Here is a 17,844-nt window from a genome sequence, read left to right as displayed (position 1 = left end):
GTCGTCTGGATCACGTCCATCATCGGTAGCATAATATATTATGCTACCGATGACCCAGTGGCCCGGGACACAGCAGCAGCCCCGGTGCGCCGGCCGGATCGCATCGACCCGGATCGCGTTGAAGAGGAGCCGAGACAGCATGAGCACCCGACCGTTCTCCGCCGACTACTGGAGCGCCGTCGAGGTGATCGGCCCCGACCAGGCGCGGGCGATGCAGGAGTCGCGGCTGGCCGAGCAGCTCGCGTACCTCGCCGCCAACAGCGAGTTCTACCGGGCGAAATTCGCCGAGCACTCGGTGAACATCGACCGAGTGACGACGCTCGACCACCTGGCCGATCTCCCCTTCACCGAGAAGCAGGAGCTCCGGGACAGTCTGGCGGAGCATCCTCCGCTCGGCTCGCACGTGGCGGCGCCGATGTCGGAGATCGTCCAGATCCAGGCGTCGTCGGGCACCACCGGCAGCCCGTCGTACGTCGGCCTCACCGAATCGGACATCACGATCTGGAGCGAACTCGGCGCCCGGGCCCTGTACGCCAACGGCTTCCGGCCGGGCGACCGCATGTTGCACGGATTCGGCATGAGCAAAGGCTTCGTGGGCGGGCTCCCGGTGGTCCAGATCGCCAGGCACATGGGCATCGTCGACATCCCTATCGGCGCGGAGGCCGGTGCCGAGCGTCTGCTGCGCGTACAGGCCGACCAGCGTCCGGAGGCGCTCATCGGCACGCCCAACTTCCTCGCCTACCTCGCCGAACAGGCGCCGGACATCGTCGGTGTGCCCGCCGCCGAATTGGGCGTCCGCAGCATCAGCGTCGGCGGCGAGCCGGGCGGCGGACTGCCCGCGATCCGCGACAAGCTGCAGTCGCTGTGGGGCGCCACCTCGCGCGAGATGCTCGGCGGCACCGACCTCGGCTGCATCTACTGGGGCGAATGCGAAGCCGGGGAGGGCATGCACTTCCACTCGCCGGATCTGATCATCGCCGAGATCATCGATCCCGCCGACGGGCAGGTGCTCGCCCCCGCGGCCGGCGTCGAGGGGGAAGTGGTGTACACCGCCCTCGGGCGTCGGGCGTCGGGCGTCGCCGCTGCTGCGCTTCCGCACCCGCGATCACGTCGTCGTCACCGCCACCGACTGCGCCTGCGGTCGGACCGGATACAAGGTTCGGTGTGTCGGGCGCACCGACGACATGCTCATCGTCCGCGGCATCAACGTGTTCCCGTCAGCGGTGAAGCAACTCGTGGAGGAGATGGCGCCGCTCACCACCGGGCACATCCGTATCCGCCCCGACTTCGAGGGTCATTCCACCCAGCGTCCACTGCCTGTGGTGGCCGAAGTCGCCGACGCCGTCGACCCCGCACGCCACCCCGAGGTGAAGGCCGCCATCGAGGACCGGATCCGCTCGGCCCTCAACATCAAGGCCGATGTGGAGCTGATCGGCGAGGGCACGCTGAAGCGGCCGGATCACGTCAAGGTCGCACCGGTCGAGCGCGACGCAGGCGCGGCCGCGCAGTGAGCGGGCCGCATCCGGGCCTCTCTCAGGCGTCGACCCAGCGCACCACGTCCGACAGCTCCGCACGCGAGGTGCGGTAGGTGTTGGTCGGGGTCGGCGTAGCCGAACGAGATGCCGAGCAGGACCTTGCGATCGTCGGCGATCGCGAAATGCGACCGGATCAGCGGAGACGCCATCGCGAGGGCCGCCTGCGGAATGGCGCCGAGACCGAGTGCCCGCGCCGCCAGCAGGAAGTTGCTCACGTAGAGCCCGGAATCGACGGCACCGTACACATCGTGCACCGCGTCGGTCGTCACGATCGCGACGTGCGGCGCACCGAAGAGCCGGAAGTTCTCCATCGCCTGCTTCGCCGATCCCACTCGGTCAGAGCCGCGCGGGATCGCTCCGTTCCCTCGCCCTCGGGTGACGATGACCTGCCACGGCTGCGTGTTGCACCACGACGGCGACCGCTGAGCGATCGACAGCAGCCGCTCGATGTCCGCACGCGGAACCTGCCGGCCCTCCTGATAGCCGCGGCAGCTCCAGCGGCTGTCGAGCAGCGCCTCGAGGACGCGACCGTCCTCGTCCGGCGACTCGAGCGTCGCGGTGCCGGGTTTCGTAATGATCGATCTGTGCAGGCAGAAGCACACCTGCATCAGCGTAGAAACGCAACGCACTCGCCGTCAGACCGCTCCGCCGCGCGAACGATCCGATCGACATCAACCTGGAATCTGCCACCCGGACATCATCCGGCTTCGACCTACTTGAATGTCAACCGGCGCGGACGCCTCGACGGACGTCGTGACCGGCAACGCCTACTCCGCGTCCTTCCACAGTCCGCGCTCCTCGAGCATCTGGACCACGTAGTCGGCGCTGTTGACGATGTGCTTCTCGGTGATCTCGCGTGCGCGCTGGGCGTCGTGCGCGGTCAGCGCGTCGAGCATCTGATGGTGTTCGGGCGTCACCGTGCGCACATGCGACTCGATCGACGCGTAGAACGAGTTGGGCAGGTGCTTGACGATGGACGCCAGCAGTCGAGCGAGCCGGTCGGAGTCGGCCGCGAGATTGATCAGCCGGTGGAACTGGTGTCCGAGGTCCCCGATGGCCTCGGTATTGCCCGAACTCACCGCGGCATCGCACTGCGCCATCACTTCTTCGAGCTGCTGGAGCTGGACATCGGTGATCCGCTCGGCCGCACGCGCGGCGAGTTCCCCCGACAACTGTGCCTGCGCCCAGAACAGATCGCGCACGTCCTGCCGCGTGAACTCGGCGACCACGAAACCACGGCGGGGCACGGCCGTGACGAATCCTTCGTTCGACAGGCGCAGCAGACCCTCGCGCACCGGAGTGATCGAGACGCCGACCGTCTCCGCGATCGGCTCCATCCGCAAGAACTCGCCCGGCTTGAGGTTGCCCGACATGATCTGTTCACGGACGTAGCTCGTGACCGCGTCCGGCAACTGCTTATGCCGTCCACGGCCGCTCGACACGGGTGCACTCACGATGATCTGCCGCCTCACTGGTGTCGGTTCTGTCACCTGGATAATATCTTTCACACAATGCGCACGACGCGCCGGGCACTCGAGTGTCCGGCGCGTCGTGCGTTGCAATTTGATTGACCCGTGCGCGGTTCAGCTGATGGCACCCGATGCGTGCAGTGCGGCGAGGCGCTCGGCGTCGAAGCCCCAGTCGGTCAGTACCTCGTCGGTGTGCTCACCCGGTTCGGCCGGAGGCCGCGAGATGGAGCCCGGCGTCCGACTGAACCGCGGCGCGGGCGCCGGCTGCGGTACGCCCTCCACTTCTACGAAGGTCTCACGTGCCACGAGATGCGGGTGCACCGGCGCTTCTGCCAGTGACATCACGGCAGGTCGAAGAGCTTCCGGGGCGGCGTACGTCACCAGATCCGCCTCACCCCGAGGCAGAACCGCATATTATGCACGATGGTTGGGCCCGCGAACAGAGACGAGGACCCATGGGCAAGTTGTGTGCGACCGAGAACCTCAGCACCGAACAGCGAGACATCCTCGCGACGGTCCGGGATTTCGTCGACCAGCAGATTCTGCCCATGGCCACCCATCTGGAACACGCGGACGAGTACCCGACGGAGATCGTCGCGCAGATGAAGCAGATGGGGCTCTTCGGCCTCACCATCGACGAGGAGTACGGCGGACTCGGCGAGTCGCTGCTCACCTATGCGCTGGTCGTGGAAGAGATCGCCCGTGGCTGGATGAGCGTCTCCGGCATCATCAACACGCATTTCATCGTCGCCTACCTGCTGCAGCAGCACGGCACACCGGAACAGAGGGCGAAGTACCTTCCCCGCCTCGCAGCCGGCGACCTCACCGGCGCCTTCTCCATGTCCGAGCCCGGTCTGGGGTCCGACGTCGCCGCCGTCACGACGTCCGCCACCCCCGACGGCCGAGGACGGTACACCGTCAACGGCCAGAAGATGTGGGTCACCAACGGCGCGAGCTCGTCACTCGTGGCCGTCCTGGTCCGCACTCCCGAGGGGCGCGACCGTCCGCATCAGAACCTGACGACCTTCCTCATCGAGAAGACGCCCGGATTCGGCGAGGCGGCACCTGGCCTCACGATCCCCGGAAAGATCGAGAAGATGGGGTACAAGGGCGTCGACACCACCGAACTGCTCTTCGACGACTATTCGATCGACGCCGCCGAGATCCTCGGCGGCGAGCCGGGCCGGGGCTTCTACCAGATGATGGACGGCGTCGAAGTCGGCCGCGTCAACGTCGCCGCACGCGCCGTCGGCGTCGCCCACCGCGCCTTCGAGCTCGGCACCTCGTACGCCCAGCAGCGCGAGACCTTCGGCAAGCCGATCGCCGAGCACCAGGCCGTCCTCTTCCGCATCGCGGAGATGGGGACGAAGGTCGAAGCCGCGCATCAGATGGTGGTCCGCGCCGCCCGCGTCAAGGACGCGGGCGAACGGAACGACCTCGAAGCCGGAATGGCGAAGTACCTGGCCTCCGAGTACTGCCGCGACGTGGTCGAGGACGCCTTCCGGATCCACGGCGGATACGGTTTCGCCAAGGAGTACGAGATCGAACGCCTCTACCGCGAGGCCCCCATGCTCCTGATCGGCGAGGGAACCGCCGACATCCAGCGGATGATCATCGGCCGGCGGCTGCTGGAGAACTACTCCGAACGGTGACGGGCTCCGGAACACGCGGAAGGCGGACCCGGCACACCGCCGTGATCCGCCCCGCCGTCGTGTCTGTCCGTCAGGCCAGCCCGAGCTGTCCCAGGAGTGCGAGATTGTCGTAGTAGACGCGGTGCGCGCTCACCTTTCCGTCGGTGACGAGAAAGGTGTCGATGAGTCCGAACTCCACCTTCTTTCCGGTCGGCGGCACCTCCCCGTTCGGCGTGGCCAGCGGGCCGGTGTGCGTCCCCGTGAAGACCTGCTCCACCACGACGCCGTTGTCGTCGGCCCAGATCTGGCGCGGCGTGAGCCGGATGTCGGAAAGGCGGTGTAGAACGCGACGGCTGTCTGCACGATCCCGTCGCGGCCCTCGAAACTCGTCCCGCCCGGCAGTTCCACGGCGACGTCATCGGCGAAGATGCTGCCGAACAATTCCATATCCTTCTCTGCAAGTCCTCGGTTGTGGGCATCGACGATATGGTCGGATAACGCGGTCATAGGAGTCCTCCTCGATTGGCTGATTGAGAGTGAACCCACTATGCGCGGGTAGTCCGCACGCGAAATGTCCAAGATTCTGGACGTCGACGAAACGAGCGTCAGCCGAGTTCCACCAGCAGCACGCCGGCGATGATGAGGGCCATGCCCAGCAGCATCCGGCCGGTCAACGGGTCCTTCCAGATCACGCGGGCGAGCGTCGCTATCGCCACGATGCCGACGGCGGTCCAGATTCCGTACGCGACACTGACCGGCACGCCGGCGTCGAGGGCGAAGCCGAGGAAGACGAAGGCACAGGTGTATCCGATCCCCACCAGGATCAGCCAGCGACGGCGACCGGCACCGGCCGCACGCAAGCCCAAGGTGCCGGTGACCTCCGAGGCGATCGACAGCAGCAGCCACACCCAGCTCACAGCACCTGCTCCTCGCTCGCGGCGCCGACGGTCTTCGCCCCCGTCTCCACCACGACCACACCGAGGATGATCAGCGCGATTCCGATGATCGCCCGCGCCCCGAGCGTCTCACCGAAGATCACCACGCCGAGCACTGCGACGAGTGCGACGCCGGAAGCACCCCAGATCCCGTAGGCGACGCCGATGTGCATACCGGCGCGCAGGGTCTGCGCGAGCAGAGCGAAAGCCGCGCAGTAGGCGACGATCACCACGGGAATCCAGCCGGGATGGTCGACGGTGGCGCGCAGGGTGAGCGTCCCGGTCACCTCGGCGGCGATGGCGCCGCCCAGCAGCAGCCACTTCACCGCTCCGCCCCCTCGGCGGCGTCGATCAGCGCGAGCGCGTGGCGTCGGACGGCGGGAAGATCGTCGGCGGGGAACACGCCGGTGGCCTCCGACATCCACGCCCCGTCGGCGCAGAAACGCGCGGCCGTCAGCCGTGCCCGCGCCGGTACGGGCACGTCCTCGAGTGCGAACCACGGTCCGAGGACACGAGCCCAGGGTTCGGTCAGTTCGGGGTGGTAGAGCGCATCGGTGAAGATCCAGTAGTCGGCCCGGGATACGTCGGCGGTGGTGGCGACGGTGACGTACGCGCGGTAGCGGTCGAAGACGGCCAGGTCGGCGGGACCGGCTCCGGCGTGCGCGCGCAACAGCGAGTCCCAGTGGCGCGCAGCGTATTCCACCAGACCGAGCATGAGTTCCCGTTTGGTCGGGAAGTGGTACATCAGGCCGGGTTTGGTGATCCCGGCACGAGCGGCGACCGACTCCAGGGAGATCGTCACCCCCTGCACCGATTCGCTCTCTTGGGCCAGTTCCTTGGCCGCCTGCAGGATGCGCACCCGCGTCTCGGACTCCATCCGGCCACTTTACCTTCCAGAAGGTAAAGTGCGGACACAAAGAAGCGCCGGCCCGCCGGGGAGTTCCCGACGGGCCGGCGTGCGATCACTTGTCGCCGGTGAGCTTGTCCTTCACCTTGGCGGCCGCGTCCTTGACCTCTTCGACGCCCTTCTTCACCGCGGCCGCGGCCTGATCGGCCTTGCCCTCGTTCTTGAGGTCGTCATCGCCGGTCAGCGAGCCGCCGGCCTCCTTGGCCTTGCCCTTGAGCTCGTCGGCCTTGTTGCTCATCTTGTCTTCCATCGCCATTGCGGCAACTCCTCTTCTCGGATTTCACTTCGGTTATTGCAGCGCGTCCAGGTGAATGAAGACCTGGACGTGCACATCCGAATCCCCCAGCGCGATTCGGAGGTCTTCGATCGTCGGCGTCACAATGCCGACGATCTCGTCGTACGAGCGCTCGGGTGCGACGTCGACCGTGATGCGGATGATCGCCTCGCCGCGGTCGTCGATCGCCTGCACGCGCACCTGGCGCAGGACAGTCTGTGTGGCGAGTTGTTCTTCGACGGCCGAGGCCACCTGCTTGAGCGAGACCGTCATCATCCCCTCGGGCCCGCTGCCGTTCAGCACCAGGAGTTCGGGTCGGCGCGGCGCGATCGTGGTCCGGATCAGCCTCCAGCCCCAATACAACGCGAGCAGTGCGACGGCGACCAGGACGGCGGCGAACCAACCGGCGGCGGTCGCGTCACGGATGCCTCCGGTGTCGATTCGGTCCACCCACCCCTCGACCGGGTGCACCGACAGTTGGTGCAGGATCACCCCTGCGGCCAGTACCAGACACAGAAGCCCGATCACACCGATCGACAGTCGGTGCAGGGCTGCGGCTCCGCGGTTCATTCGACGAACTCTTTCCTCGGCCCCCGGACCTTCACCACCACGTGCTTGCCGGAACTCACCGCCCCGACCGCGTCATCGGCCACTTGCGCGATGCGATCGCGGTCGACGGGCCCGGACGTGCGGACGGTCACCCTGATGCGGCGGCGTCCCACCGTCGTCAGCGCATGCCGAACGTTGGGCACCTCGGAGACCGCCGCGCTCGCGCGGCGCGCGACGTCGACCGGGCGGGTCCACACCACGCGGACGCCGTCGACGTTGAGGTGCGTTCGCCGGCGGGGCTTCACCGCGAGCCAGAGCAGGACGAGGCCGACCACGGCGCAGACGGCGGGGATCGCCCACATCCAACCGCTCCAGGTGGACGACCCGAGATTGTCGGCGGCACGGTGAGTCCAGGTCTCCCCGGAGACGGCGCCGGTGGTCACCAGCAAGTCCCGGATCATCGCCCCGCACAGCACGAGCAGCGCCACCCCGAGCAGCCCGCCGGCGATGGCGGCTCCGGGGAACCCCGCCGGATCGCGAATCGGTTCATCGCTGATGTCCCGCAACTCGTCGTCACGGTCTTCGGCGGCCGACGGTGTCATGGTCTTCCCCCTTCGTCAACGGCTTCGCCTGCAGCGGGCCCGTCGTCGGGATCGGGCAGTTGCACGAAGCCGTTCTTCCTGAATCTCGCGGCGGCTCCGGGCACCACCGCCTCCACCGCGACGTTCACGCGCACCGGGCGGTTCCCGGTGAGCCGGTCGAGTTCGTCGCCGACCTTCTGCCGCACCCGTGAGCAGGTGGCGGAGATCGGTGAGGGCCACGCGAGCGCCAACGTGAGGTCCACGACATGGGCGGCGCCGCCCGCGCTCTCCACCCGCACCCGGGGATAGTCGGAGCCCGCGGTCGCCTCACCGCCGACGAACGCGCCCAGCCGACCCGCCATCGATCCGTCGTGACGGACCACGCCGTCGACGCTCAACGCGGCGGCCAACGCGATCTTCTCGAAGACGCTGTCCGCCATCGTCAGCCGACCGGGCGCGGTGGTGTCCGGCACGTTGGCCGACGGGGCCGAGACGTCAGCCACGGCTGCGTCCGCGCGCGATCGCGCGCACATCGATGGTGCCGTCGACCTGCAGGCCCACGATCAGCCCGACGGCTCCGAGGATCAGCGCCAGGATCAGACCGCCGAATCCGCCGGTGGTGGCCGCCAACGCCAGCAGCAGGCCCGCGAACAGGCCGATCGTCGCAGCTTTAGTCATCGAGTTCTCCTTCAGATTCGGTCGTCGCGGTCCCGGCGGCGGCGGGTTCTCCGGTGGTGACGTCCTCGATGGTCACCGAGAACCGGCGGCCGCTGATCTCACTGGCCGTGTCCGCCACCTGCGCCGCCACCTCGCGCAGGTCGTGGCGTAGATCGACCACGATGTGCACCGAGCCCTCCTCGTCGGAGAGCCGGATGCCGCTGACCCGTTCGCCCGGGAGATACGTGGCGACCTCGCCGAACATTCCGCCGTCGAGTTCCACCACTCCGGGTACCGCGAGCACGGCGGCGGCGATGTCCTTCACCAGCGCGTCGTCGGCCGAAGGCGGCGCCATCACTGGACCCGCGGTTCGCCGAAGTCCTGGTCCTCGTCGTCGAAGTGGATGTCGTGCACGGTCACGTTCACTTCGGTCACTTCCAGGCCGGTCATCTGCGCGATCGCGTTGATCACGTTGCGGCGGATGGCCCCGGCGAGTTGGTGGATGGCCACGCCGAATTCGGCGACGATCGAGATGTCGATGGCGGCCTGCCGCTCCCCGACCTCGACGTCGATTCCCTGAGTCACGCTGGTGCTGGTACCCGGCAGCACGTCGCGGACCTTGCCGACAGCGCGTTCCGTGGTACCGCCGAGGTCGTACACACCGTCGATCTCGCGGGTGGCGATTCCCGCGATCTTGGCGACGACGACGTCCGCGATCGACGTGGTGCCGAGGCTGCCGTTGAGCGCGGTCGTCGAGTTCCGGGCCAGTTGGACGTCGCGCCCGGTGGTGCGCGGACCGTCGGTGTCGGTGCCTGCGTCGGTCGACTTCGCGGTGGTCTGTTCGCTCATGCTGGTCCTTTCCAAGGGACCCCGTCGGTTCCGGGGTTGTATATAGTCAGTCGCAGCCGAACAGAAAGTTGCACGCGAATCGGTGAATGATCTGAATCACACCAACGGTCACCGGGCGAGCCCAGGTCTGGACGACTTCTCCGACGAGGAGTTGGCCGCCGCCGCAGGTGCCGGTGATCCGGAGGCCTTCGACGTCCTGATCGGCCGAACGGCGCCGCTCCTGCTGCGATTCGTCCGGCGCATGATCGACGATCCGCAGGTCGCCGAGGACGTCGCGCAGGAGACGATGATCGCGGTGTGGCGCGCACTGCCGGACTTCGAGTTCCGCAGCGCGGTCCGCACCTGGGTGCTCGGCATCGCTCATCGCAAGGTGATCGACCACTATCGCCGCCGCCGGGAACTGCCCACTGAGAACGAGCAATTCGCCGACCTCGAGTCGGCCCAGCCGCTGCCGAGCGAGGCCGCCGAGCGAGCCGAATTGGTCGAAGCACTCCGCACCGAACTGACGCACCTGCCGCCCGTACCGCGGGCGGTGTGGTGGCTTCGGGAGGTCGAGGGCCTCTCTCTCGGCGAGATCGAGTCGGTACTGAAGATCAGCAACGGTTCGGTGCGTGGGCACCTCCAGCGCAGTCGGACCTTCCTCACCACTCGCCTCGCGCCGTGGAAGCCTGGGAGTAGCGGGATGCCGAGCCCGGAGGAACGCATCGGCGAACCCGAAGCACAGCGACAGAGTCGAGAGAGGAGGACGCGGACATGAATTCAGAGGCTGTAGGCGGAGATCCGACCGACGCCTGGCTGGTGGACGCGAGCCGCCGCCTCGATGAGCCGACCGGCGACGTCGCACGCCTGGTCTCGGCGATCGCGTCCGGACTGCCCCGGCTCCGTCGGCCCGGCCGCGACCTCGCCACCGACGACCCGAGGGTCCGCGTCAACGACCGCGTCCTCAAGCAACTCTTGGCCACGCGGGTGCGGAACGCCGTCGGCCGCCTGGTGGTCCACGTCCGGCTGGACGGCGACGACGATGAACTCACCGGCCTCACGATCGGGCTCGTCGCCCGCTACCGCGACGACCTCCACGCCGAGGCCGACCGAGTCCGCGACGCCGTCGAACAGGTTCTGGGCCAGACCCTCGGCCCGGACCGCGCACGGCGGGCCGGCGCCCAGGTGCATGTCCGTTGGCAGGACGTGTACAGCCGGGAGTGGCTGAACTGAGAAGGGGGTTGGGGCGAGGCTCAAGCCCGACAACCCGCGTCGCGCCGCGCCGCTCATGTCGAGATGCAGCGGAGATTAGCAGCGCTACCCCCGGAAGTCTGACAGAACATGCGTGCCTCGATGAGTCGTGTCAATTTTGATTCTCCATGTGGTCGGCCATCCAAGTCACTTTCGGCGAACATTTGGCGTAGATCGATCTCTTGCGGCGCCCATGCAGCGGCAACCCCTCTGCTCTGACGACCGAGCATCGCCTCACACAAGTCAGCATGTCGCACATATGCCAAGTGCCATAACGCCAATCGGAGAAAGACTCATAGACAACTGCACAAGCCGGTGCTTTGTCCACGCTATCTTGCTCATCTCCACGAGCTGTTTCGACAGTACCGGAAGAAGAGTCGGGCCCTCGAGCCGATCCTGAACGGCTTCGGGCGTCAGGTGCCGCAGGTGTCCGAAATAGACAAAGTTGTCCGGCGCCTCAACCTCGAGGTTGGAGGCCCGTAGCCGGGGACGCACAACCCAGGCCGCACATAGGACGCTAGCTACTAAGAGGAGGATGCCAACGACGTACCAGACTACGGCCCAGCCCCCAAGGTCATGGAGCACCCGCCCCTCGCCCGACAGCGTGATAACTCCCACGAGGAGCGCGGTCTCAATTGTCAGTGCAAATGGCGCCTTCGTATCGGAGATATTGTCAAGACCTGTGGATGAGGTTGTTTCAGGCGGCCTCCTCTTGCGATGTTGATGGGGTGTCGGATTCGACGAGTTTGCCTTTCTCGAAGGTCTTGCCGGCTCGGACGAGGGCGACGACGTGGGGTGCGTTGAAGCGCCCTGGGTTCCGTTCCGAGTCTCAGCAAGGAGAATCGGAGTATGCCCAAGAAGTTCAGTCCAGAGCTGCGTGAGCGTGCCGTGCGCATGGTCTACGACCGCCAAGCCCGCGAGGGCGGCCCTCGCGCAGCATCGATCCGTGCCGTCGCGCCGCAGCTCGGTGTCGGCACAGAGACGCTGCGGATCTGGTGCAATCGCTACGGCGCCACCGAGCCGGTCGGACCGGGAGAGCCGCTCGAGGAGGAGAATCGCCGTCTCCGGCGGGAGCTCGCCGAGGCGCGACGTGCGAACGAGATCCTGAAGGCCGCCTCAGCGTTTTTCGCAGCGGAACTCGACCGCCCCACGACGAAATGATCGCGTTCGTCGACATGCATCGCGAGAAGTTCGGGGTCGAGGCCATCTGCCGCATCCTCAGTGCGACAGAATGTGGGTTCATCACCTCCCGCGGATACCGCGCTGCCAAGAACAGGCCGGCCTCCGCTCGCAGCGTTCGGGACGAGATGCTGGCGGAGGAGGTGCAGCGGATTCATCAGGCGAACTACAGCGTCTATGGGGTCCGGAAGATGTGGCACGCAATGCGCCACGCAGGATGGAACGTCGGTCGCGACCAGGTCGCGAGGCTGATGAAGATCGCCGGCCTGCAGGGCGTTCGCCGAGGTCGAAAGCCCGTCACCACCTGCTCCGCAGACGGAGATGACCAGCGCCCGGACCTCGTTGAACGGCGGTTCGTCGCGGATCGACCGCAGCAGCTTTGGGTCGCCGACATCACCTACGTCCGGATGCTCTCCGGGTTCTGCTACGTCGCATTCGTTACCGATGTCTTCAGTCGCAGAATTGTCGGCTGGGCGGTCGCGCCCACGCTCCACACGGAGTCTCTGCCATTGCTCGCACTGGAGCATGCACTGCAGTCCACCGGGGTGAGCAGGAACGAAAGCGGATTGATCCACCATTCCGACAGGGGTAGTCAATACGTTTCGCTCGCCTATTCGGACGCTCTGCTCGCCGCGGGAGTTACGGCTTCAGTAGGTACCGTCGGCGATAGCTACGATAACGCGCTGGCCGAGACAGTGAACGGCCTATACAAGGCGGAGTTGATCTACTCCAAGCGGATCTGGGAGTCAGTCAGCGAGGTTGAGCTCGCCACGATGGGCTGGGTCCACTGGTGGAACACCTCCCGGCTCCACGAAGCTCTCGGCTACCGCACCCCGGCGAACGTCGGAGCGACCTACACTCACACCACGACGACCGCGCCCGCGACCGTGTAACCACGGAACGAAACCCAGGGCGCTTCAGGTCGTGGTGGGGGTGGGCCGGGGTGTGCGTCCGGGGGCGAGGATGGCCAGCGCGAGTGCTCCGGCCGCGGTGATGGCCGCCAGCGCGAGCGCGGCCTGGGTGCTGCCGTGTACGAACGCGGTCTTGGCGAATTCGGCCAGTGGCTGGGCGGCGGGTCCGGCGCGGTCGGCGACCTGCAGGGCGGCGGCGAGGGAGTCGGCGACCGGGCCGCGAGCGGGTTCGGGCAGCTGGGGCAGGGCGGGTTGGATGTGGTGGGTGTATCCGGCGGCGAGCACGCTGCCGGATACGGCGATTCCGATGGCCGCGCCGATCTCGCGGGCGGCGTCGTTGACGGCGGCGGCGACACCGTGTTTGGCCACGGGGGTGTCGGCGACGATGGCGTAGGTGGCCGGGGCGGTGCACAATCCCAGCCCGGCGCTCAGGATCAGCAACGGCCACAACAGGTCTGGGTAGTCGGCGGCCAGGGTCAACCGGCTCACCAGGAAGAGTCCGGTCGCGATGGCGAGCAGCCCGGTGACGGTCATCGCCCGCAGCCCGACCCGGCTCGACAGCCACGGCGCGATCACCGAGATCGCCACCAGCGGCACCGCCATCGGCACCAGGCCCAGCGCCGAACCGAGCGGCCCGTACCCGAGGATCAATTGCAGGTATTGCACCAGCAGCAGGAACACCCCGAAGGTGACCAGGAACTGGATGGTCACCGACAGTGACCCGGCCCCGAACCCCCGCCGGGCGAACAACCGCACATCCAGCAGCGGCGCGGCGACCCGCAACTCCATGATCACGAACACCACCGCCGCGGCGACACCGAGCGCGAGGGTGGGGGTCACGAGCGGGTCGAGCCAGCCGCGCGCGGGGATCTCGACGCAGGCGAACACGATCGCCGCGATCGCGATCGCCACCGCCACCGCGCCCACCCAGTCCACCGGCGGGTGTTCCCGCTCGCGGGATTCGGCGATGGTGCACGCCAGCGCGGCCAGCACCACCCCGGCCACGGTCAGTCCCACGAACACCGATTCCCACGACCACCGCGCCAGCAGCAGTCCCGAGCCGAGGATCCCGAGCACCGCACCGGACCCGGCGACCCCAGCCCACACCCCGACCGCGCGCCCGCGATGCGCTTCGGGCAGCCCCGCGGTCAGGATCGACAGGGTCGAGGGCATCACCAGTGCCGCGCCCGCGCCCGCCGCCGCGCGGGCCGCGATCAGCCACACCGGCCCCGACATGAGCAGCGGCAGCGCCGAGGCCACGGAGAACACCGCCAGGCCCGCGATCAGCACGACGCGGCGCCCGTAGCGGTCACCCACCGCGCCGGCGGGCAGGACCAGGCACGCCAGGATCAGGGTGTAGCCGTCGACGATCCAGGTCAGCTGCGATTGGGTCGCCCCGGTCGCGACCGCGATCAGCGGCAACGCCGAATACAGTGCAGCCATCGCCGCGACGACCAGCGCCACCGCCAGGCACGACACCGTCAGCATCCACCATTCGGCCCGCGCCAGCACACTGTGACCGTCAGTCGTTTCCGGTGCGTTCACCGGCACCTCCCACCCGACGAAACCATCGGTATCGCTTCGCTACCATGAGTATCACAGGCGAGAGTGGTTGCGATAGAGTCGAAATCGGACACATTCACCGCCGCCCGTTTCCTTGGAGGTCTTCCCGACCATGACCACCCGCGACCAGGCCGACACCCGCACCGGACCCGCCGCGCCCCACTCCGCCACCGGCGAGCAGGACGCGGATCTCGATCAGGCCGATCCGCGGTTGGCGCGCTCGCGGGCACGGTTGCTCGACGCGGCCACCCATCTGCTGGCCACCGGCGGTATCGACGCGGTCACCATCGACGCGGTCACCCGCACCTCGAAAGTCGCGCGCACCACCCTCTACCGGCACTTCGGCAGCAGCACCCACCTGCTCGCGGCCACCTTCGAACGCCTACTCCCACGCGTGGACACCCCACCCGACGACGGGCCCGTGCGCGAGCAGTTGATCGCGTTGCTCACCGCCCAAGCCGACCTGATCGAGAACGCTCCCCTCCAGCTGACCACCCTGTCCTGGCTGGCCATGGGATCCATTACCCCCGACCCCGGCGCACCCCCTGACTCGGGCGCGGTCACCTCCCTGCGCGCCCAGGTCATCCGCCGCTACCGCGAACCGTTCGACCACATCCTCACCAGCCCTGAGGCCCGCGCCCACCTCGGCGACCTCGACACCACCTTCGTCATCATCCAGCTGCTGGGCCCGATCGTCTTCGCTCGCCTCACCGGGCTGCACAGCATCGACCACCACGACTGCGCACGCCTGGTCGACGATTTCCTCACCGCCCACCACAACCACAACACCCGCAAGTAAAACCGACAAAAGCCCGCACGTACGGAGGTCGGGTCAACGGCTCTGGCTCAATTCGGGTGTGAGGGATACCAGAGCCGTTGATCGAACACTCCTGGACGAGGCCGCTGCTGCGTCGTCGTGTCCCGTGTCAAGTAGTTGGCAGGTTTTCGGTCTCGGGGAAAGTTGGGGATCCGAGGGCCGACCAGGCCAGGGTGGATCTGGATCGGCCGGTTCCAAGCGATGGCTTCGTGCGGCCGGACGGTGTTGTGCTCGACCCGGTAGGCGTCAGCGTGCTTCACCACGGCCAAGACGTCATCGATCTCCTCGAGGAACAGTCGCTCGTACTTCAGCGACCCGAAACCGCGTTCGCGCGAGCCGTTCTGGCCCGGCGACCTGACTCGGGTACCGACGTGGCGCAGTTCGGGGTGTGCGGTGACGAACGCCTCGAAGCGGAACGACCGGAACGGGCCGCCGTTGTAGGTCACGATCGTCGCCGCGGGCTCGAGACCACGGCCGGGCTCGCGTGGGCACGTTTCGGCCAGCGGGTGGTCGTACGACTGCTCGTAGTCGGCCAAAGCGCGCTCGATCGCGGTGATCGCGTTCGTGCTGGTTCGCCGTCGGCGACACATGCCAGGGATGCTCGTATTTGCTCCAGTAGTCCCGGCAATCCGCGATACGCCACGTCCCGCCAGCGGTGGTCTCGAACTCACTGAAGTCCAAACGCTACACCTGATTCGGGCCGGTGGGCTCGGCGGCGAACGCAGCCTTGCGGCTGGCGGCAGCAGACCCTCGTCTCGCAGGCACCGCAGCACGGTCGCCTGCGACACCGGGTGCCCGTCGCAACGGCACATCGCCCACACCTTGCGATGGTCGAACCGGACCGCCGCCAGCACTGCAGGTGGGAATTTTCGCAGGTACCAGCAGGAAGTATCCAGGGCCGCCAAGTGGCCGCGATCGCGCGGCAGTCGAGGTTTGGCCTGCGAGGTTCTCGGCTGACTCAGCGTGGGGTATGTCGCACCACCCGGTCTGCGTTCGCGGCGTGACTGAAGAGAGGCGTGACCACTAAGGCCGGGCAAGGTACTCGAAGTCGGACTGTCCGCCGCGGATCCTAACCCCACGATGTGAGCAGGGACCCGTGCTCGATGATCTAGAGAGGATTCCTAGATTTCGACGACGGCAAGCTCTCCTTCGGCATGCAGGGAGCGCAGGCGCTTCTTGTCGAACTTGCCGACCGAGGTCTTGGGCACCTCGGAGACGAAGCACCAACGCTCGGGCAGCCACCATTTGGCGACCTTGCCAACGAGGAAGTCACGCAGATGGGCAGGTGTGGGCTCGCGCCCGTCACGTACGACGATCACCGCGAGGGGACGTTCCTGCCACTTCTCGTCCGGCACCCCGATCACAGATGCCTCGAGCACATCGGGGTGTCCGGCGAGCAGCAGTTCGAGCTCGACCGAGGAGATCCACTCCCCGCCAGACTTGATCACGTCCTTTGTGCGGTCGGTCAGCGTGACGAAACTGCGTTCATCGATCCGACCGACGTCGCCGGTGCGCAACCAACCGTCCTGAAACTTCTCCCCGTCATCCTCTTCGCCGATGTACGAGCCGGTGATCCAAGGTCCGCGCACCTGCAGCTCGCCGACGGCTTCGCCGTCGTGCGGGAGCTCATTGCCCGCGTCGCCGACGATCCTCAATTCCACACCTGGAACCGGACGGCCTTGAGTGGCTCGCAGGCGCCACCGCTCCTGCGTGTCGAGCGATGCCGGCGGACGCGCGACGGTGGCCAGCGGCGAGGTCTCGGTCATTCCCCACGCCTGGACAACCTGTACGCCGTACTTCTCCTCGAAGATCTCCATCAGGTGAACGGGCACGGCGGAGCCACCGCAGGCAACCAGGCCGAGAGAGGAGATGTCGTAGCTGGGGTTGGCCTCCACGAAGTTCAGCACGTCGTTCCAGATCGTCGGGACCGCGCCTGCGACGGTTGGCTTCTGGGCATCGATGAGCCGTACCAGCGGCTCGGCCTGCAGGAACCGGTCAGGCATGAGAAGGTCGGCACCTGCCATGAGGGCGGCATAGACCAGTCCCCAGGCGTTGGCATGGAACATCGGCACAATAGCGAGGATCCGGTCATCGCAGCCGACTCGCAGTCCGTCGGCGGCGCAGGCCGCCATCGAATGCAGGTAGGTCGACCGGTGGCTGTAGGCGACGCCTTTGGGGGTCCCGGTGGTACCGGAGGTGTAACACATGGCGGCTGCTGACTGCTCATCGAGGTCAGGCCAGTCGAACGTCTCGGGCTGAGCGGAGATGAACTCCTCGTAACCCACGACTGTGAGCCCGTCACGGTGCAGCGGGGTGAGGTCCACCCCCCCGGTCACGACGACGGTGTGCACACTGGTGATGTGCGGCAGCACGGGGGCCAGCAGCGGGACCAGGCTTCCGTCGAGAATCACGACCCGGTCCTCGGCGTGGTTGCCTATGTAGACGAGTTGATCTGAGGCGAGGCGTAGATTGAGAGTGTGCAGTACCGCGCCCATCGAGGGCACCGCACAGTAGGCTTCCACATGTTCCTGGTTGTTCCACATAAAGGTTGCGACGCGCTCATCGCCTGTGATCCCGCAACCGCGCAACGCGTTGGCCAACTGGGCGGACCGCCGTCCGATCTCGGCGAACGAGGCGACCTTCACGCTCCCGTCGGGCTGCAAGGTCCGCACGGTTGCCGAGCCATGCACACTCGAGCCGTGGCGCAGAATCGCCGCAGTTGTCAACGGGACGTTCATCATCGTGCTCTGCATAGCA

At 67.2% G+C, this 17,844-nt stretch carries 23 protein-coding genes, 3 pseudogenes and 1 other annotated feature; of the genes and pseudogenes, 6 read left to right on the top strand and 20 right to left on the bottom strand.

Annotation, left to right across the window (positions count from 1 at the left end; genetic code table 11):
* Nucleotides 1-43: 43 nt before the first annotated feature.
* On the bottom strand, nucleotides 44-1,099 hold the full coding sequence (locus tag ACE11G_RS00645; protein WP_375003327.1) for a hypothetical protein: 1,056 nt from the start codon (nucleotides 1,097-1,099) through the stop codon (nucleotides 44-46).
* Between the two features lie 85 nt (nucleotides 1,100-1,184).
* Here ACE11G_RS00645 and ACE11G_RS00640 point away from each other — a divergent pair, with 85 nt between their 5' ends.
* Entirely contained in the window at nucleotides 1,185-1,511 is a 327-nt protein-coding gene (locus tag ACE11G_RS00640; protein WP_006896920.1) for a hypothetical protein, read from the top strand.
* Nucleotides 1,512-1,533: 22 nt separating this feature from the next.
* Here the strand turns inward: ACE11G_RS00640 and ACE11G_RS00635 are convergent.
* The 4 genes and pseudogenes from ACE11G_RS00635 to ACE11G_RS00620 form a co-directional block, all read right to left on the bottom strand.
* Nucleotides 1,534-2,143, bottom strand: a pseudogene (locus tag ACE11G_RS00635) (nitroreductase).
* 13 nt (nucleotides 2,144-2,156) lie between these two features.
* Nucleotides 2,157-2,207: pseudogene (locus tag ACE11G_RS00630) on the bottom strand (hypothetical protein); the annotation flags it as partial.
* 95 nt (nucleotides 2,208-2,302) lie between these two features.
* Nucleotides 2,303-2,995, bottom strand: coding sequence for a GntR family transcriptional regulator (locus tag ACE11G_RS00625; protein ID WP_372452473.1), 693 nt, complete (start codon nucleotides 2,993-2,995; stop codon nucleotides 2,303-2,305).
* Between the two features lie 123 nt (nucleotides 2,996-3,118).
* The gene (locus ACE11G_RS00620) at nucleotides 3,119-3,346 is read right to left on the bottom strand and encodes a hypothetical protein (protein WP_039867638.1); all 228 of its coding nucleotides are present in this window, start codon (nucleotides 3,344-3,346) and stop codon (nucleotides 3,119-3,121) included.
* 113 nt (nucleotides 3,347-3,459) lie between these two features.
* Between ACE11G_RS00620 and ACE11G_RS00615 the strand changes: the two genes are divergently transcribed.
* Nucleotides 3,460-4,656: an acyl-CoA dehydrogenase family protein gene (locus ACE11G_RS00615; protein WP_006896924.1), complete on the top strand. Its 1,197-nt coding sequence runs from the start codon at nucleotides 3,460-3,462 to the stop codon at nucleotides 4,654-4,656.
* Between the two features lie 70 nt (nucleotides 4,657-4,726).
* Here the strand turns inward: ACE11G_RS00615 and ACE11G_RS00610 are convergent.
* The 11 genes and pseudogenes from ACE11G_RS00610 to ACE11G_RS00560 all read right to left on the bottom strand — a co-directional run.
* Nucleotides 4,727-5,014, bottom strand: a pseudogene (locus tag ACE11G_RS00610) (ester cyclase); the annotation flags it as partial.
* Nucleotides 5,015-5,240: 226 nt separating this feature from the next.
* A complete protein-coding gene (locus tag ACE11G_RS00605) occupies nucleotides 5,241-5,552 on the bottom strand; it encodes a multidrug efflux SMR transporter (RefSeq protein WP_006896926.1) in 312 nt (103 codons plus the stop codon).
* A complete protein-coding gene (locus ACE11G_RS00600) occupies nucleotides 5,549-5,896 on the bottom strand; it encodes a multidrug efflux SMR transporter (RefSeq protein WP_006896927.1) in 348 nt (115 codons plus the stop codon). The genes ACE11G_RS00605 and ACE11G_RS00600 overlap by 4 nt, the downstream gene beginning before the upstream one ends.
* Complete coding sequence (locus ACE11G_RS00595) at nucleotides 5,893-6,447, bottom strand: TetR/AcrR family transcriptional regulator (RefSeq protein WP_006896928.1); 555 nt, start codon at nucleotides 6,445-6,447, stop codon at nucleotides 5,893-5,895. Before ACE11G_RS00595 ends, ACE11G_RS00600 begins: the two co-directional genes overlap by 4 nt.
* Before the next feature lie 85 nt (nucleotides 6,448-6,532).
* Nucleotides 6,533-6,733 (bottom strand): CsbD family protein, encoded by a 201-nt coding sequence (locus ACE11G_RS00590; RefSeq protein ID WP_006896929.1) that lies wholly within the window; start codon nucleotides 6,731-6,733, stop codon nucleotides 6,533-6,535.
* A gap of 33 nt (nucleotides 6,734-6,766) precedes the next feature.
* Nucleotides 6,767-7,321: a hypothetical protein gene (locus ACE11G_RS00585; protein WP_062367187.1), complete on the bottom strand. Its 555-nt coding sequence runs from the start codon at nucleotides 7,319-7,321 to the stop codon at nucleotides 6,767-6,769.
* A complete protein-coding gene (locus ACE11G_RS00580) occupies nucleotides 7,318-7,902 on the bottom strand; it encodes a DUF6286 domain-containing protein (protein WP_006896931.1) in 585 nt (194 codons plus the stop codon). Before ACE11G_RS00580 ends, ACE11G_RS00585 begins: the two co-directional genes overlap by 4 nt.
* Nucleotides 7,899-8,384, bottom strand: a complete 486-nt coding sequence (locus ACE11G_RS00575) for an Asp23/Gls24 family envelope stress response protein (protein ID WP_006896932.1) — start codon at nucleotides 8,382-8,384, stop codon at nucleotides 7,899-7,901. Before ACE11G_RS00575 ends, ACE11G_RS00580 begins: the two co-directional genes overlap by 4 nt.
* On the bottom strand, nucleotides 8,377-8,559 hold the full coding sequence (locus tag ACE11G_RS00570) for a hypothetical protein (protein WP_006896933.1): 183 nt from the start codon (nucleotides 8,557-8,559) through the stop codon (nucleotides 8,377-8,379). The genes ACE11G_RS00575 and ACE11G_RS00570 overlap by 8 nt, the downstream gene beginning before the upstream one ends.
* Entirely contained in the window at nucleotides 8,552-8,893 is a 342-nt protein-coding gene (locus ACE11G_RS00565) for an Asp23/Gls24 family envelope stress response protein (RefSeq protein ID WP_006896934.1), read from the bottom strand. Before ACE11G_RS00565 ends, ACE11G_RS00570 begins: the two co-directional genes overlap by 8 nt.
* A complete protein-coding gene (locus ACE11G_RS00560; RefSeq protein WP_062367185.1) occupies nucleotides 8,893-9,387 on the bottom strand; it encodes an Asp23/Gls24 family envelope stress response protein in 495 nt (164 codons plus the stop codon). Before ACE11G_RS00560 ends, ACE11G_RS00565 begins: the two co-directional genes overlap by 1 nt.
* An 82-nt stretch (nucleotides 9,388-9,469) precedes the next feature.
* Here ACE11G_RS00560 and ACE11G_RS00555 point away from each other — a divergent pair, with 82 nt between their 5' ends.
* Together ACE11G_RS00555 and ACE11G_RS00550 are read left to right on the top strand one after the other, a co-directional pair.
* Nucleotides 9,470-10,144, top strand: a complete 675-nt coding sequence (locus ACE11G_RS00555; protein ID WP_006896936.1) for an RNA polymerase sigma factor — start codon at nucleotides 9,470-9,472, stop codon at nucleotides 10,142-10,144.
* Nucleotides 10,141-10,599 (top strand): hypothetical protein, encoded by a 459-nt coding sequence (locus tag ACE11G_RS00550; RefSeq protein ID WP_006896937.1) that lies wholly within the window; start codon nucleotides 10,141-10,143, stop codon nucleotides 10,597-10,599. Before ACE11G_RS00555 ends, ACE11G_RS00550 begins: the two co-directional genes overlap by 4 nt.
* 261 nt (nucleotides 10,600-10,860) lie before the next feature.
* On the opposite strand, the gene ACE11G_RS00545 is transcribed toward ACE11G_RS00550, so the two are convergent.
* Entirely contained in the window at nucleotides 10,861-11,202 is a 342-nt protein-coding gene (locus ACE11G_RS00545) for a Pycsar system effector family protein (RefSeq protein WP_223291356.1), read from the bottom strand.
* Between the two features lie 264 nt (nucleotides 11,203-11,466).
* Here ACE11G_RS00545 and ACE11G_RS00540 point away from each other — a divergent pair.
* A protein-coding gene (locus ACE11G_RS00540) for an IS3 family transposase (protein WP_233500136.1) occupies nucleotides 11,467-12,689 on the top strand; the annotation gives its coding sequence in 2 pieces (ribosomal slippage) (nucleotides 11,467-11,746 and nucleotides 11,746-12,689; 1,224 coding nt in all).
* Nucleotides 11,736-11,869, top strand: a sequence feature (AL1L pseudoknot). (Overlaps the previous gene by 134 nt.)
* Nucleotides 12,690-12,713: 24 nt before the next feature.
* On the opposite strand, the gene ACE11G_RS00535 is transcribed toward ACE11G_RS00540, so the two are convergent.
* Nucleotides 12,714-14,195, bottom strand: coding sequence for an MFS transporter (locus tag ACE11G_RS00535; protein WP_050792883.1), 1,482 nt, complete (start codon nucleotides 14,193-14,195; stop codon nucleotides 12,714-12,716).
* Between the two features lie 187 nt (nucleotides 14,196-14,382).
* On the opposite strand from ACE11G_RS00535, the gene ACE11G_RS00530 reads away from it, so the two are divergent.
* Nucleotides 14,383-15,069 (top strand): TetR/AcrR family transcriptional regulator, encoded by a 687-nt coding sequence (locus tag ACE11G_RS00530; protein WP_008382024.1) that lies wholly within the window; start codon nucleotides 14,383-14,385, stop codon nucleotides 15,067-15,069.
* 47 nt (nucleotides 15,070-15,116) lie between these two features.
* On the opposite strand, the gene ACE11G_RS00525 is transcribed toward ACE11G_RS00530, so the two are convergent.
* Together ACE11G_RS00525 and ACE11G_RS00520 are read right to left on the bottom strand one after the other, a co-directional pair.
* Nucleotides 15,117-15,677: an integrase core domain-containing protein gene (locus ACE11G_RS00525; protein WP_003937322.1), complete on the bottom strand. Its 561-nt coding sequence runs from the start codon at nucleotides 15,675-15,677 to the stop codon at nucleotides 15,117-15,119.
* 531 nt (nucleotides 15,678-16,208) lie between these two features.
* The gene (locus ACE11G_RS00520) at nucleotides 16,209-17,840 is read right to left on the bottom strand and encodes a long-chain fatty acid--CoA ligase (protein WP_003937321.1); all 1,632 of its coding nucleotides are present in this window, start codon (nucleotides 17,838-17,840) and stop codon (nucleotides 16,209-16,211) included.
* Between the last annotated feature and the right edge of the window lie 4 nt (nucleotides 17,841-17,844).

It is taken from the genome of Gordonia sp. PS3 (assembly GCF_041950545.1).
In the GTDB taxonomy this organism is placed as follows: Bacteria; Actinomycetota; Actinomycetes; order Mycobacteriales; family Mycobacteriaceae; genus Gordonia; species Gordonia sihwensis.
Note: the sequence above shows the minus strand (reverse complement) of the source record. Positions and strands in the feature narration are given on the sequence as shown.